Source organism: Bradyrhizobium sp. AZCC 2230 (assembly GCF_036924495.1).
GTDB lineage: Bacteria > Pseudomonadota > Alphaproteobacteria > Rhizobiales > Xanthobacteraceae > Bradyrhizobium > Bradyrhizobium rifense.
In genome coordinates, this window is sequence record NZ_JAZHRS010000001.1 from 2802549 (window position 1) to 2817516 (window position 14968).

11 protein-coding genes are annotated in these 14968 nt (G+C 63.2%); 2 read left to right on the top strand and 9 right to left on the bottom strand.

From position 1 onward, the window contains the following. Positions 1-5: 5 nt before the first annotated feature. From V1280_RS13725 to V1280_RS13740, 4 genes are all read right to left on the bottom strand, one after another. Positions 6-242: a hypothetical protein gene (locus V1280_RS13725; RefSeq protein WP_334524446.1), complete on the bottom strand. Its 237-nt coding sequence runs from the start codon at positions 240-242 to the stop codon at positions 6-8. A gap of 162 nt (positions 243-404) precedes the next feature. Further along, positions 405-4163, bottom strand: a complete 3759-nt coding sequence (locus V1280_RS13730; RefSeq protein ID WP_334524449.1) for a tetratricopeptide repeat protein — start codon at positions 4161-4163, stop codon at positions 405-407. A 484-nt stretch (positions 4164-4647) separates the two neighbouring features. Next, a complete protein-coding gene (locus V1280_RS13735; protein ID WP_334524451.1) occupies positions 4648-5511 on the bottom strand; it encodes a tetratricopeptide repeat protein in 864 nt (287 codons plus the stop codon). Between the two features lie 51 nt (positions 5512-5562). Further along, the gene (locus tag V1280_RS13740; protein WP_334524454.1) at positions 5563-6183 is read right to left on the bottom strand and encodes a FecR family protein; all 621 of its coding nucleotides are present in this window, start codon (positions 6181-6183) and stop codon (positions 5563-5565) included. A 415-nt stretch (positions 6184-6598) separates the two neighbouring features. On the opposite strand from V1280_RS13740, the gene V1280_RS13745 reads away from it, so the two are divergent. After that, positions 6599-10003: a VCBS domain-containing protein gene (locus V1280_RS13745; RefSeq protein WP_334524457.1), complete on the top strand. Its 3405-nt coding sequence runs from the start codon at positions 6599-6601 to the stop codon at positions 10001-10003. Positions 10004-10025: 22 nt separating this feature from the next. Here the strand turns inward: V1280_RS13745 and V1280_RS13750 are convergent, their stop codons facing one another. From V1280_RS13750 to fliL, 5 genes are all read right to left on the bottom strand, one after another. Beyond that, entirely contained in the window at positions 10026-10226 is a 201-nt protein-coding gene (locus V1280_RS13750) for a hypothetical protein (RefSeq protein WP_334524459.1), read from the bottom strand. Positions 10227-10850: 624 nt separating this feature from the next. Then, positions 10851-11609 carry a MotE family protein gene (locus V1280_RS13755; protein ID WP_334524461.1) on the bottom strand — a complete coding sequence of 253 codons (759 nt, stop codon included), beginning with the start codon at positions 11607-11609 and terminating at the stop codon, positions 10851-10853. A gap of 9 nt (positions 11610-11618) precedes the next feature. Further along, positions 11619-12080: a DUF6468 domain-containing protein gene (locus tag V1280_RS13760; RefSeq protein ID WP_334524463.1), complete on the bottom strand. Its 462-nt coding sequence runs from the start codon at positions 12078-12080 to the stop codon at positions 11619-11621. Then, positions 12077-13279, bottom strand: a complete 1203-nt coding sequence (gene fliM / locus V1280_RS13765; protein WP_148778228.1) for a flagellar motor switch protein FliM — start codon at positions 13277-13279, stop codon at positions 12077-12079. Before fliM ends, V1280_RS13760 begins: the two co-directional genes overlap by 4 nt. Positions 13280-13308: 29 nt before the next feature. Next, positions 13309-13809, bottom strand: coding sequence for a flagellar basal body-associated protein FliL (gene fliL / locus V1280_RS13770; RefSeq protein WP_334524468.1), 501 nt, complete (start codon positions 13807-13809; stop codon positions 13309-13311). Positions 13810-14194: 385 nt separating this feature from the next. Between fliL and flgF the strand changes: the two genes are divergently transcribed. Further along, on the top strand, positions 14195-14956 hold the full coding sequence (gene flgF, locus V1280_RS13775) for a flagellar basal-body rod protein FlgF (RefSeq protein ID WP_334524471.1): 762 nt from the start codon (positions 14195-14197) through the stop codon (positions 14954-14956). The last annotated feature ends 12 nt before the right edge of the window (positions 14957-14968 follow it).

Below are 14968 nucleotides of genomic sequence, written 5' to 3' on the forward strand. Positions count from 1 at the left end.
CCGCCCTACCCCTTCAAATCATATTGCTTGCTGAGGTGGTCGCCGATCTGCACCAACATGGCGACGCTTTCGGGGAAGCCGGGCTTGTCCCGTGTCGCCTGGTCGGCATCGGCGCGGAACTCCCAGCTGTCGGCATCGCGGACGATCGAGATGGTCATGCCCTCAGGGCCATCGGTATGGACCTTCAACTCGGCGCGCGCCATGGCGATGAGTTCGGCTTCGGTCTTGGCTGGCTTGCTCATATCGTCGCTCTCCCGGCATGAAGGTGCTTTAGGTTGCCGTCTCGCCCGGCACCTGTCGAGAGGCCAGAAGTAGCAGGGTTCCTAAAGCGCGATACGCGCTTTAGATTATTGTTTGAGCATGATCTTTTCGGAAAACAGCGGCGCACTTTTCCGGATCATGCTCTACCGCGTCATCTTGATCTGCCGCACGACGGGGATCGTCGGCAGCGAGCCGGTATGATCGGTCTCGTCCTTGGCCTGCGGGGCGGCGGGCGCGCGCGCGGTGGCGTCAGGGAAGCGCTGCTTCATCTCGCGCAGGAAGCCGTCGAGCGTGTCGACGCTTGCGGCGAGTTTTGCAATGTCGGCGAATTCGGCGCTGGACGCCGCCGCCGGCTTGCTGGCGATGTCGAAGGCGAGCCGGTCGGCGCTCTCGCTCATCAGGGGGGCGTATTTCTCGCGGAAGCGCGAAAGCCCGATCGAGTCGTCGGCGAGCGCATAGCCGACAGCGGCGCGGATGATGTCGCTCTTCTCCACCGCATTGAGCGGCTTGAAGTCGCGGAAGCGCTCGCCGTAATAGAGCTCGATCTGCTCGGCGGACTCGCGCCAGCGCCGTCCTGCCCAGAAGATGTCGGACCGCAGCCGCAGCACCTCACGGCCACTGACGTTGGAGACGATGTCGAGCGCGAGATCATGACGGCCGACGTCGCTCTGTGCGCGCGCTTCCAGCAACAGGCGCTGCTGCCGCAACTCGCCGGAGAGGTCGCTGATGCGGCTCGCGCGGAGCGCCGTGATCGCCATGTCGGGCTTGCGGTTGGCGAGATAGATCATCGCAAGCCGCGCGGCGACCTGCGCACGTGCGGCGCCTTCGAGACGGTGATCGACCTGGTATTGCAAGAGCTCGGCGGCCTGGTCGAGCAGATCGATCGAGGCGAGACGATCGGCCAGGCGGCGGATCAGCTCGTCGCCGCGGCGGCCGATCGGCGTCAGCTCGCGGAACTCGTAGAACATCCCGAGTGCCTCGACCGGCGGCAGTTCGTCGCCCTTCGGTCCCAGGAATATCTGCGTGAACAGATCCGACGCCAGATCCTGCGCCTGACGCGAGGCTTCCGCGTTCGGCTGCAGCTTGGTCGCGGTGCGCGCCGCGGTGAGCGCGTCGCGATAGCGCCCGTTCTCGGCATAAAGCTGCGACAGCATCTGCAGCGTCTTGACCTCGACCGCATCGCCGCGCCAGGTCATCGACAGCGTCTCGAGTTCCTTCAGCGCGTCTTCCTTGCTGATCTCGTCACGCTTCTGCCGCAGCGCGACCTCGAGCTGCTTGGCTTCCGCCGCGGCCGGCCGATCATTCGAGGCAACCGCGAATTTATAGTCGTCGAGCGCATCCTTGTCGTGGCCGAGCGCCTCGGCGAGCCGGCCGCGCAGCACGGCAAAGCCGGGCCCAGCCTCCGGCGACACGCCGACCACCTCGATCTCGCCGCGCCGCTTGGAGGCGCCGGCATAGTCCTTCACCTCGAGCGAGGCGCGCATCGCGTCCATCGTCACGATGCGCTGGATGTCGAGCGGCAGTGAGGCGATGGCGAATTCGACATTCTTGAATTTTTCGCGGGCGTCCGCCCATTTGCCCTGGCGCGCATAGGCAAGCGCCTTCCAGAGCTGTGAGTCGTGGCTGTTGCCGATCACGGGATTGGCGAGATCCTTCAGGCCCAGGGCCGGCCGTCCGATCAGGATGCTCGCGATCGCGTGGATGATTAGCGCGCTGCTCTCTTCCTTGTTGAGGGGATCGCTCAGCATCAATTCGGTCACGGACTTGGCTTCGTGATACATCGCGCGCGACATGTAGAACTGGGCGAGATCAAGCCGCGGCAGCGAGCGCTGCGCCGGCTCGACGGCGGAGATCGCCATGATCAGATCGCTTTGCCGCGTCCAGAAATCTTCCGCCTGGCCCTTGCGCCAGCCCTCGGGATTGAAGACCGGCCGCACCGCCGTCGGCGCACGCTCGGCCGAGACGTCGACCGGCGACAGCGTCAGGCCGCCCTTCTTCCCGAGGATGACCTTGTCCGATCCGACCTCGACGCCGACCTCGTCGGAGTTCGGCCGGATCGCGATGCCGTGGGCCGATTCCAGCAGCGAGACATCGACGAGATCCTGCCGCTTGATGAAGCCGCGGACCGGCCGTTGCGCGGTGACGACATAGAGCATGTCGCCGGCATCAGGATCGGTGAGCTTGTGCATCAGGCCCGGATTGGCAAAGGGGATCGCGATGTTGGCGAGCGCAGGGTCGGTGATGTTGCGCGATATCATCAGCGGCAACGGGGTTGCCTGGATCTTGTCGGCGAGCGTCAGCAGCCAGTTGGTCTCCTTGCCGACCTCCTCGCTGGTTAGCGAATAGACCAGCGGACGGGTGAGACGGATGCGCACCGCCTGCCCCTTCTCGAGCGGCATGCGGCTGACCTCGCCAATCATCGCACCGCCTTTGGCGCGGATCGCCTCCACGTCGATCGGCTTTGGCGAGTCGAACACCAGCCATACCGTGTCGCCACGACGGAACGCGGCCGCGGGCGTTGAGACCTGAAGCGGGAACGTCACGCGCAGGCCGTCGCTGTCGCGGCGTGCATCGACGCTGGCAACAGGCGGGGGCGTTGCCGCTTGCGCCTCGGCAGGCGCAGGCCTGGGCGCTTCTTTCGAAGCTTCCTTGATCGCTTCCTTGGGCTCTTCCTTGATCGGCTCCTTCGCGGCGTCCTTCACGACCTCTTTGGGCGCTTCGGTCACCACCGGCTTGGCAGGCGCGGCGGCTTCCGTCGCGGGCGGCGCGGGCTTGGGCGCTTCCGTGACGTGCGGAGCTTCGGTCGAGGTTATTGCCGGTGCCGGCTTCGGCGCCTCGGCGGGCGGCATCGCAGCGGGCGCTTCCGGCTTCGCCTCTGCCTTCACCTCAATCTTGGCTTCGCGCGCAATCGTCTCCGAGGTCGGCGGCTTGATCTCAGCATGAGTGTCCTTCGACTTCGCCGCCGCCGGCTTTTCAGCCGCTGGCGGCGGTCCATGACCGCCGGCTTCGGCCTTCGCGATCGTGGCTTCAGGCGTTGCCGCCGTCTTGGTCTTGTCGGGCTGGAAGGCGATGTCGACGACGTAGTTCTTGTCGTCGCGGAAGGAGTGCACGTCGGAATCACCGATCAGCGCGATCTCGACGCTGGTCTGGTCGATATCGGACTTCTGCTTGATCGACGCGACGTTCGGCGGTGCGGCGACGACGGCATCTGCGAGGTCGAAGCTGAGATTGGCGTTGAAGGCGAGCGTCAGCTTCTGCTCGTTGAGCACGGAGGAGACGCCGACGCCGTCGGGCATCTCGAATACGAAGCGCACGAAGGTCGGCTGCATCGAGGCGCGCACGCGGATCGGCGGACGCTTCTTGCTTTCGGCCGCGGCGCGCTGGGCGCGCAGCGCGCGCTCGGCGGCGCGCGCGCGCTCGGCGAGTTCCTTGACCACCTCCTGAGGCAGGCTCGGCGGCGGCCCCTTCCAGCCTTCCGGCATCAGATCGACGAAGGTGCGCTCGCCGGCATTCATGGTGTTGACGGTGACGCGCCGCGCCAGCGACAGCCGGATCGCGCTGCCGTCGGGATCGCGCCGGGCAGAGTTGACGTAATCAGGTGCGCCTTCCGGCACCCGATCGACGGGAACATCGACGGGGCGCTCGAAGCGGATGATGAGGATGGAGCCGGCGGTCGTAACCTCGGAGGGAACGTCCTCGCCAAGCTTGATCACGAGACGGGCAAAACCGCCGCCGGCCGAAAAGCTCGCCTCGCCCCTGATAGCATCGGCAGCTCGGACACCATGACTAAGGCCGATCAGGAGGCAGCCTGCCAGCAGAGATGCCTTGCGGATATGACGCGACAGCGCCTGCGCCAAAGCGCGGGCTCGCGACACAAATCCAGCGGCAGCCTTCTGCGCCATTGGCGGCATTTCTTCCGGTTCGACGGGTCATGACGGCACTGGCGCCGGCCCGTGCCGTCGACTGTAGGTTTTGCCAATTAAGGACTTGTTAATGCTGTAATGAGGACTTGAATCCGGCACAGGTGACGCGACGCCTTGCTCGTGGACCGAGACGTTCGCGCTCGGAATCTGGAGAGCAAATGGTTAAGGAGCTGTTAACGCCCCGTCATCACGCGCACCGTCATCGGCCGCGCGGACGCAAAAAGACGGCCAATCAAGCGCGGCCATTGGCCGGCAAGGAACTTACCTCGCCTCGCGCTTCGCGAATTGACCGCAAGGTCGATCGCTCTTCCGAGATTCGACTCTCGATGTACTCACGCTCGAGATCCGTCAGCTGCGTGTTCAACAACCGCTGATAGCGGCGAATGCTGTCGTCGTGAGCTCGAATGAGCGCGAACCTTGCATCCATATTCACCTCCGATTCGTTCCGCGTTACCAGGCCAACTCAGTCGGATGCGACGCCATAACGTGCGAACTCGTCACCGATGTTCCTCTGAATTGTCTTTGCTGCCGAAATGTCAGCATCCCCGCCAACCCCGTCGCCTTGCTTCAATTTGGCAAGCCCGCGGCCAAAAAGCGCGCTGGCCAATTCCGGGGCAGCTCGCAGGGCAGAATTGTAGTCGTCGATCGCGGCGCCGAGTTCACCCATCTTCAGGTGGATCAGTCCGCGCGAATCGTACACGGCAGCGCTGGTCGATCCCGATTGAAGCGCTCTGTCGCAATCCTCCAGCGCCGCCTGCCAGGCGCCGAGAACCGCCCGGGTCCAGCATCGTCCGCTCCATGCGGACTGCAAGTCGGGCTGGAGACGAATTGCCTCGTCGTAGTCGCGCGCCGCGCGCTGGTGGTCCTTCTTCTTCAGATAGGCTCCGGCGCGGTTGACGAAGGCAGCGCCGTAGCCAGGATCGAGCTTGATCGCACCATCAAAGGCTTCGATCGCGAGTTCAAATTCGCCTTGCCTCAGATGAGCCACGCCGCGGTTGTTGAAAGCCTTCGCGTATGTCGGATTGAGTGTGATCGACTGATCGAAATCGCGGAGCGCCCTGTCGTAGTCGCCCTTTGCGGTGTAGGCGTTGCCGCGATTGTTATAGGCGATGGCGAGAGCTGTGGTCGGACCTTGACGCGCCTCTATGAAAGCCGTGCAGGCACCGATCCGGGCATCAAGCGGGGTGGCACCGGTCCCGTTGCATAATTCGATCTTGCTGAGATAGCTGTCCTTCATCTTGGGGTTCTGGGCTGCGACCGGCAGGCCGACCAGCAGCAAGACGACAAGCGCGATTCCGCCTTCTGCAATGGAGGACCTTGCTTCCATGTCAGGCTCCCGACCTTCTGAGATCTGGCGATTGCACGGCTAGAACCAATTCTAGCAGCCGCGGCAAATGTTCAGATTGGGCCTGTGCTCGACCCTTTGCTCGGCTTTGGGCGCCCCCGCCGCGCCGGACTTCTTCGTATATTTGTTCTTTCCCTCTTCGATGAGAGTGGAGAACCTGGTGGTTCCGTCGTCTGAGATTTCGATGTGAGGTGTGGTGCCTCGAACGCCCATCGTCGCGACCGGCGTTTCGATCCTCATGTCGCCGGTCTTCGCAACCTGGCCGGCAACGAAAACGAACGTCCCCCGGGTCAGATTGAAGATCGTCGAATTGGACTTCCCAGTCGGGTCGTAGACATATTCGTCCAGCGTCATGCGGGCGTTGCTCGACAGGTTGAACGAAGTTCCATCGACAAAGTTGATGCCGACCCGTCCGTCGGCACCGGTTCGGACCACATCGCCCGAATAGACGGGATCTCCGATCTTCGTCTGGATGGCGTCGCCCGCGACGTTTGCCTGGACAATGGCGGCATCCGCATGCTCGATGATGACCGAGCCATCGGCCGCCACAACTTTCCCGATTGGCTTTGACGACGAGTCCAACACGGCACGCCGCGGAGAATCGTTCTGCGCCTGGGCTGCACAGGCGGCCAGCGCAAGGACGAAACCTGCCACGAGAATAGTCGGTGCACGAGTGCCCATGACTTCCTCCTCAAGAAGATAATGTCCTTGAGCATCCGAACGGCTCCGACAGCGTCGGCGAAGCCATCGCGCATCATGGCAGACCAGCCATAACAAGCCACGACGGTCAAAATGGTTATTCCGGATTAATCCGAACGGCTGATCGCCGTGCCCAAAAGAGCCACTATCCGCGCCTGGCAATTTCAAACAGCTTTTCGCGGAAAGCCGTGCACGGCAAACGACAGCAGTTCTGCCGTGATCCGCCTGCGCGGAATTCTCGGAGACCACGGCCTTCAGCGGGCCTGACTGAGGTTGCCGGCACAAAATTGCTCCCGATCGCGTGACGCGGCAAGCCAGCCAGGATGCGGCGACGCCTGAGGCCGACTGTTTGGGTAGTCGGGGTTGAACGATGTTCGTCACGTCCACTGCAAGGCACGGGGACGAGCGCGAAGCCGCCGCGGCCCGGCACCGCCAAGTGAAGCCAGCGACGAGCGGCGCTCTTGATGCGCCCGCTACGCAGATGCGTGAGCGGGCCGCTGCCGGCGGCTTCGGGATGCTGTGGCTCACGGCACTGCTCTTCTCGATGATCAAAGAGGCCGAGGCCGCAGACCCGAACGTAACGTTCCTCGACGACGATACGATCACATACAAGGACCTTGCGCACGGCGTGTTCGAGCTCACGACCAAGGAGCCCATCCCGCGGCACATCATCGTCGAGGATCCCGGACAAACGGTCGTGCTGAGCAAGGTCGGCTCCGGGCTTACCGTGAACCAGCTCGACAACAGCGCGACGCGCATGGAGGAGCTGCGGGCGGTCCAGCAGGAGGCGCTCGAAAATTTCGCGAAGGGATTTGGCACGAACGGATCCGGCACCCCTCCGTTCGTCAAATCTCTGCCGCTGGAGCCGATCAATTTCATAGGGCCCGACGCCCCCGCGGCGCCGAACACGCTGCCATCGGTGACCATCTTCACGATGCCGGAGATCACGATCGTGCGGACGCCGCCGACCTTGAATGCTCAGGCGCCCCCGCTTGAACTCGACACGGCCGCGTTTGACATCTTCACCGCAACGAGGGGAACGTTCAGCGCCAGCAGCTCCAGCCCCAACGCCGCGCTGACTTTCGCCATCAGCGGAGCAGCTACGGGCGATACCGTGCTGGATGGAGCAACCTACGACGTATCGAAGACCAGCTCTTATGGCACGCTTTATTTGAACAGCACGACTGGCGCCTATGCCTTCGTTCCCGACAATGGCGCGATCAACGCGCTGAAGACGTCGACCACCGATAGCTTTGTGATCAGCGTGTCAGACGGGTCCCTTTCGGCCGAACAGGTCTTCACGATCAACATCAATGGAGTCGACGACGCGGCGATCATCTCCGGCACGACGACCGGCTCGTCAATCGAATTCGGCGGCGTCGCCAATGCCGTGTCCGGCCCACCCGTCACGACCGGCAAGCTTTCGGATGTCGATGTCGACGACCCCGCCAACACTTTTACGGCCGTCAATTCACCGACGCCGAGTACACACGGCTACGGCACTTTCACGATGACCGCCGATGGCGTCTGGGCCTACACGCTCGATCAATCCAACAGCGCAGTACAGGCGTTGAACATCGGCGAGACGCTGACCGACACCTTCACGGTGACCAGCATCGGCGGGACCCCGCAGTTGATTACCATCACGATCAACGGCTCCAACGATGCTGCCATCATCTCCGGGACGCCGACCGGTACCGTAACAGAAGCCGCGAGTGGGGAGCGCGGGACGCCGACCGCGACGGGCAGGCTCACCGATACGGATGTCGACAATACTCCCGACAGCTTCACGCCGGTGACCTCGCCAAGGGTGAGCGACCACGGCTATGGCAGCTTCCAGATGACGGCAGACGGCGTCTGGACCTACATGCTCGATAACGCCAATTGCGCCGTCCAGGCGCTAAACGTCTGCGACACCCTGACGGATACCTTCACGGTGACCACCATCGACGGCACCGCGCAGGTGGTGACGATCACTATCCGCGGCACGAACGATCCGGCCATCATCCGCGGCTGCACCACTGGCTCGGTGACCGAGCCCGACTGCGAGGAGCGAGGCAAGCCGACGGCGAGCGGCAGACTGACCGACACCGACGTCGACAACCCGCCCAACACATTCACGCCGGTCACTTGTGCGACGCGGAGCGCGGGCGGCTACGGCACCTTCACGATGACCGCTGCCGGCGTGTGGACCTACACGCTCGATACCACCAACTGCGCCGTAAAGGCGCTTCCTTCCTGTGACACATTGACCGACACCTTCACGGTGACCACCATCGATGGCACGGAACAGACGGTAGCGATCACAATCCACGGTGCCGACGATCGCGACCATTTCGGCCACGCGGCAGCTCGCGATGCCGCCGCCCCGCCCCACGCCGCCGCGATCCCCGAAGACAATACGGCTGCAGATGGTTTTGCCGCTGTTCAGACGGTGGCTGCGAGCACCCACGACGCGCGCACCGATGACACCGCTGTCTCCGGCGAAACTCCGGATGATGGCAAGATCAGTTCACTGGACGGTTGCGATGCCCGTTTCGGCGGACACGAGCGGAATCTTCTTGCCAGCAGTTCCGGAGACGACCATTTCGTCTTTGCTTCGACGTCAAATCCCGGTGCGGCGCGCCCTGATATCATCTCTGGATTCAAGGCAGACTCTGAGCGCATCGACCTGACAGCTCTCGGCGCGCTGACTTTCGCCGTTCTGGCACTCGGCTCCGCCAGCACGACGGTGCCCGCACATGCGATCGCCTGGCACTACGACAGCTCGGCGAACCAAACCATCGTTTACGTCAATTCGACGGATCACGTCCTGAGCATCGGCGATTCCAGTCTGGAGGAGATCCATCTCAATGGCTTCTCCACCATCGAGACGTCGGATTTCATACCCGCGCCGGAAACGCCGGGTCATACGATGGGAGCCGAGCCGGTCAATCTGGAACCGGGCGTGGGCAACGGCGCAACTGGTGGCCCGACGACGGCGACCAGCCTCTCATCAGTCGAAATCGCCCATGAGCGAGCCGCTCTGATCGACGGATACGCAAGCGGGCAAGCTGCGAAGACGAGCGGGGGCTCGTTCGATGCTGATTGCGAACGACTTATTCTGGTCGAGCACACTCAGTTCGTTCGGTCCGACGATACAAAATCGCAACTGGACGCGTCCACCGGCGAGAACGGGGCGACCTCCGCGGCAAGCCAGGAGCCGCCCGTCAGCCATCTTCATCCGACAGCAGCCGCGGAGGATAGGTTCGAATTCGACAAGCCAGCACCGTTCGACAGCGGCAAGGAGAGTGGGTTCGCCCGGGAAAGCGTGGCCGCAAAGGACGGCGGCCCGGCCACATCGTCCACAGTCGACCGCAGCATCCATTCCGGCACAGGGCCCATCGAGACGTCACACCATGAAAATCAGTTGCTCGAGCATCATCATAGGGACGCGATAGCCGAGAACGACCTTCCTCGTGTTGCTTCGGTTCGCTTCGGGGACTCATTTCATTTCAAGCAGCCCGCCCCTGACGGTTCGGGTGTCCTTGCGCCCGAGCCGAGGCACGCGGCGGCCGAACCCTACGCCACCAAGGATGGCGCTTTGCATGACCACCGCTCAGGGCCCGGCGCAGGATTGGATGATTCCTCGGACCCGTCCGGTCATCACGAACATGCCGGCGTCATCCATGGATTCGGGGCGGCGCCGATGCCTGAACTGTCCCCGCCGCATATGGATCCAGTTCACGGGGCAGGCTCAACTCACACCCACGTACCGCACGATCTGATCGTGTGATGCCCGAAGGGCGACGGTGTCTTCAGTGTCGCCTTCCCGCGCAATCCGACGCGGAGGAGTTCTCCCGCTCGATATGAGCGTCATCATCAGCATCACCATTCTCCCTTTGAGGCGGCAATGCATGCTGATGGTCAAGCGCGGATGTCCAGGCGAGCGTCATCGCGGCGATGAGCAGCCGATTGACGGCTTCGATTGCGCGTTCTGCTGCGGACGAGTAGTTCATAACTTCCTCCCGCGCTGCGGATTGCGAATGGCCGAAGCCTAGGACGAACTCTTCAGCGCCACTGTACTCCACTTCACATTTGTGCGCGTCAACTCATCGCAGCCTCAGAGGATGCCGCTTGCTTCGGCTGCATCCGCAACGCGAGTCGACGTGCTTCGTGCGGCAAGGAGGTCAGACTGACGCATGGTTGCCTCGAGCCCGCTCGCACAACCTCAGAGGTGTTGCGGTCCGTCGACGACTCTGAATCAGATGTGATCACGGCGATGCGAATTCGATTGGTCAGCTTTGGGGGGCAATCAATGAGCGGAGAAGCCAACTGCATTGTGTGTAGCCAGGCAAGAACGGTCGTAGCCGTCTTTCCAATCGCGCGGGGCTATGCCCTAAAGGTGTACGAGTGCTCCTGCTGCCATAGCACCCTTCACCTCGTGACTCGCATGACGAAGGCTGCGCTGATCAAGCAGCACTGCGAGACCCTCTTTCCCGTCGAGACACCGCTGAGCTCGACTGATCGTAGGGATCAACAGCGGTTCGCGAACTAGACGCGCAGGACGTCCAGCCGCGTGCAGGCCGAACGACCGCGCGATTGCGCGCAGGTCGCCGCCGCGTGCCGCGCCTCTCGAGCCCTCAATTGGGCTTTTGCGTCGGCTTGCCGTCGATCTTGGGGAGATCGCCGGCGGAGGCAGCCAGATCCCCGCCCGCATTGGCGCGGCGGGCCATTTCGACAGTCAGCCGCTCGGCGGCTTCCGACGACATCAGTCCCAGGATGTCCGACATCTTGCGCGGGGCGATCGCCGAGGCGATCTCGATCAGCACACCCATCTCCAGCCGGTCGAACACCCGCGCGGCGTCCTTGGGCTTCATGCCCTCATACATGGTGATGAGGCCCTTCAGGCGCTGGGCCTCGGCGGCCTTCTGCTCGGCCTGGGTCGCGGAGATGCGAGATTCCACCGCCTTCATCTCCTCGACCTTGCTCTCGATGCGCTTCTCGGCCGACTTCAAAAGGCTCTCACGGATATCGATCTCGCGCTGGCGGGACTCGATCTCCTGGCGGCGCGCCTGCAACCGTTCCAGGATCGCGCGCTCCGAGGCAGAGACCTGCGACTGGGCCTCGTCCATCTTGACCGGAGTGCCCTCCATCTTGGTCTCGGGCGCGGCCGGCTTCGGCGCTTCCTTCGGTGCTCCATGCGTGGAGCCGGTGATGTCAGGGTCCTCGCCCCCGGGAAAATTCAAATTCTCCTGCGCCCAGGACTTCTTCACACGGTTCGGCTGGTAGTCGAAGACGTAGCCGCCATTGATCACCAGCCCCGCCACTTTCAGCGTGGCAAGACCTGCGACCGCAACCAGGACGACCGGAATGACGCGGATGTTACGAAAGGACTTCATACCCTGACTTTATGCGGCAAGACCGTTAGACCCAAGACCGTTGGACCTGCGGCGCTCCGAGAAGGCTTCGGCGGCAGCGGCCACCGCCTTCGCCGCCGACGGCTTGGCGACGGGGGCGGCTGCGGCTTCCGGATTCGTGACGGGGCGCGCCGCGATCGCGATCTTGGAGAGGCGGCGCACCACGTTGTCGGCTTCGCCGAGCTGCTTGTGGAGCTGGTCGGACATATGCGTGGCGGCGGCAAGCTGGCTGCCGAGATTCTCGTTGACGTCACGCACCGCGAGCTTGAGCCCGCCGATCGCGCGCTCGGCGATCTCGGTCGCGGTGATCAGCTCGCCGATGACGGCCTTCAGCGAATGCTCGTCCGCCTTCAGCCGCGTCAGCCGCTTGTTGAGCAGGATGCAGTAGCCGATCGTGAGCATCAGCAGGATGGCCACCAGCGTCTCGATCGCCATTCCTAGGGAGTGGTTCATGGGGCCTCCATCATCTTGTTCTGTTCGTCCACCTTCTCGAACATCGCAAGTGTCGTACTTGGCTTGCGCAGGGGTTTCGTCACGCGGATCGCAACGCGCTCCCCGACCCGGCCCATGCGTCCTTCGGTGATCGTGACGTCGCCGCAGCGCACGGTGACGTTGGCATCGGCGCGCATGTCCAGCGGCAGCGTGTCGCCGACCTTCAGCCGCATCAGCTGCTTGAGCGGAATGTCGGCCTCGTAGAGCACGGCGTCGACGGAGATCTCGGCCTGGTTGATCTCGGTGGCGAAATGCCCCTCCCAGATCGTGTCGCGGCCAAACTTTTCGCCCATGAACATCTGGAGCAGGACGGCCCGGATCGGTTCGATGGTCGCGTAAGGAAGCAGCAGTTCGATATTACCGCCGCGATCTTCCATGTCGATGCGCAGGCGCACCAGGATGGCGGCGTTGGCGGGACGGCTGATCGCGGCGAAACGCGGGTTGGTCTCGAGCCGGTCGATCGTGAAGGTCACCGGCGACAGCGGCCGGAACGCCTGTTCGGCATCGGCCAGCACCACCTCGACCAGCCGCTTGACCAGCTCGGTCTCGATCGTGGTGTAGGGCCGGCCCTCGATGCGGAGCTGGCTCGCGCCGCGGCGACCGCCGAGCAGCACGTCGATCATCGAATAGATCAGGCTGGAGTCGACCACCGCCATGCCGAAATTGTCCCACTCCTCGGCCTTGAAGACCGAGAGCACGGCGGGCAGCGGGATCGAGTTCATGTAGTCGCCGAAGCGCACCGAGGTGATGCGGTCGAGCGAGACTTCGACGTTGTCGGAGGTGAAATTGCGCAAGGAGGTCGTCAGCAACCGCACCAGGCGGTCGAAGACGATTTCGAGCATCGGCAGACGCTCGTAGGAGACCATCGCCGAATCAATGATCGCGCGGATGCCGGAATGGTCGTCGAGCGTGACGTCGCCGACGGTGAAGCCGAGGAGATTGTCGATCTCCTCCTGCGACAGCACCCGCTCGCCGGAGTTCTTGCCGTTGCCGAGATCGCGGCTGCCGTCCTCGACCATGGCCGCCCATTGCAGGGCCATGGTCTCCGATAGTTCGTTTTCGGCAGCAGCCTTCGCGGCCTCCGCGGGATCCTCGGAATCGAGCGACGCCTCCCATTGGGCGGCAATCGCATCCTGGTCCATCTGCTCGTTGCCGGCCATGCCGCTAGCCTATTACCTTCCCTGCGCCGTCACTGAAGCACGACTTCCTTGAACAGCACTGCGCTGACCTGGATCGGCGCGACTGCGGCATTGACGCGCTTGGTCAGCTCCTCCTTGAGGCGGAAGACGCCGGCGGAGCCGTTGAGGTCGGAGGAGCGGAGCTCGCGCACATAGGTCTGGAAGATGTCGGTGACCCGCGGCATCGACGGCTTGATCGCCTCGATCTGCTTCTCTTCCTTCAGCTCGAGCACGATCTTGAGCTTGAGATATTGCACGCGTTCGCCGGGCGCACCGGCGAGGTTGACCATCATGTCGGGCACTTCGACAAAGGCCGGCGGTTTCGGCGGGGGGGCGACCTCGGCATGATGCTCGTCTTCGCCATGACGGAAGAACAGGAACCAGGTCGCGGCACCGCCGCCGAGCACGACCAGCGCGCCGACGATGATCAGGATCAGCTTGAACTTGCTTTTGGGGGCAGCGGCTTCCGCGCCTTCGGCGGCTGCGCCGCCTTCCGCTTCATTCTCTGCCATGATCGTCGGGGCTCGCTCATCTCAAAAAGGGTCGAAAGAGCGAAGCCTCCTGGCAGACAGTGACGCGATACAAATGCCCCAGCGCAAAGCGCTCCTCTTACAAGCAAACGCTACGGTAATAATGGTTAACGGAACCTTTCGATTGGGCCTCCGCTAGGAAAAATCTGCCGGGCAAACATGGCTAACAGAACCTTTCTGCCCCCCGCCCGCGCCGCCGTAAAATCGACAACCAATTGTAATTACACATTATTTCAAGTTGGCACGGCTTTCGCTGAGAGAGGGCGAGACTGAACGGTTTGGGAGAACCCGACAGTCTCGTTCACGGGGTCGGCCAAGGCGCTTGGGAGAGCGAAATGGCAGGTCTCACTCAAGGGGAGATTGACCGATGCAGAATGCGCTTCTGATCGGCTTGTCACGGCAGATGACGTTGGAACGGCAGATGGATGTCATCGCCAACAACGTCGCCAATGCCAACACCAACGGCTTCAAGGCCGACCATTCGCTGTTCGAGGAGTACCTCAACTCGAACGCGCATGAGGACAATTTCGTCGGCTCCGACCGCCGGGTCTCCTATGTGCAGGACCGTGGCACCTACCGCGACGTCGGCCAGGGGCCGATGGAGGCGACCAACAACCCGCTCGACATGGCGATCAGCGGCAACGCCTTTTTCGCCGTGCAGGCCAATGGCGCCGAGCGCTACACCCGCGACGGCAAGTTCGCGCTCAGCAGCACCGGCCAGCTGATGACCTCCGACGGCAACCTCGTGCTCGGCACCGGCGGCCCGATCGTCTTCCAGCCGACCGACCACGATATCAACGTCTCCCCCGACGGTACCGTCACGGTGCTCGAGGGCACGGCCAAGACCGACTCGATCCGCGGCAAGATCCGCATGGTGACGTTCGACGACCCGGCCAGGCTGACCAAGCTCGGCGCCAATCTCTACGGCGCCGGCTCGGCCAACCAGCAGACCGACAGCAAGTCCACCCTGCAGCAGGGCTACATCGAGAAGTCGAACGTGAATTCGGTCGGCGAGATGAGCCGCATGGTCGAGGTCATGCGCAGCTACACCGCGATCGCCAACCTGCTCCAGCAGCAGAGCGACCTCCACAAATCGGCGATCGAAAAGCTCGCCGACGTTCCGGCCTGATTAGGGGACCAC

Excerpts from the sequence above, each read along its gene's own strand:
- V1280_RS13725 (WP_334524446.1), bottom strand. The coding sequence starts at position 242 with ATGAGCAAGCCAGCCAAGACCGAAGCCGAACTCATCGCCATGGCGCGC.
- V1280_RS13730 (WP_334524449.1), bottom strand. The coding sequence starts at position 4,163 with ATGGCGCAGAAGGCTGCCGCTGGATTTGTGTCGCGAGCCCGCGCTTTG.
- V1280_RS13735 (WP_334524451.1), bottom strand. The coding sequence starts at position 5,511 with ATGGAAGCAAGGTCCTCCATTGCAGAAGGCGGAATCGCGCTTGTCGTC.
- V1280_RS13745 (WP_334524457.1), top strand. The coding sequence starts at position 6,599 with ATGTTCGTCACGTCCACTGCAAGGCACGGGGACGAGCGCGAAGCCGCC.
- V1280_RS13750 (WP_334524459.1), bottom strand. The coding sequence starts at position 10,226 with ATGAACTACTCGTCCGCAGCAGAACGCGCAATCGAAGCCGTCAATCGG.
- V1280_RS13755 (WP_334524461.1), bottom strand. The coding sequence starts at position 11,609 with ATGAAGTCCTTTCGTAACATCCGCGTCATTCCGGTCGTCCTGGTTGCG.
- V1280_RS13760 (WP_334524463.1), bottom strand. The coding sequence starts at position 12,080 with ATGAACCACTCCCTAGGAATGGCGATCGAGACGCTGGTGGCCATCCTG.
- fliM (WP_148778228.1), bottom strand. The coding sequence starts at position 13,279 with ATGGCCGGCAACGAGCAGATGGACCAGGATGCGATTGCCGCCCAATGG.
- fliL (WP_334524468.1), bottom strand. The coding sequence starts at position 13,809 with ATGGCAGAGAATGAAGCGGAAGGCGGCGCAGCCGCCGAAGGCGCGGAA.
- flgF (WP_334524471.1), top strand. The coding sequence starts at position 14,195 with ATGCAGAATGCGCTTCTGATCGGCTTGTCACGGCAGATGACGTTGGAA.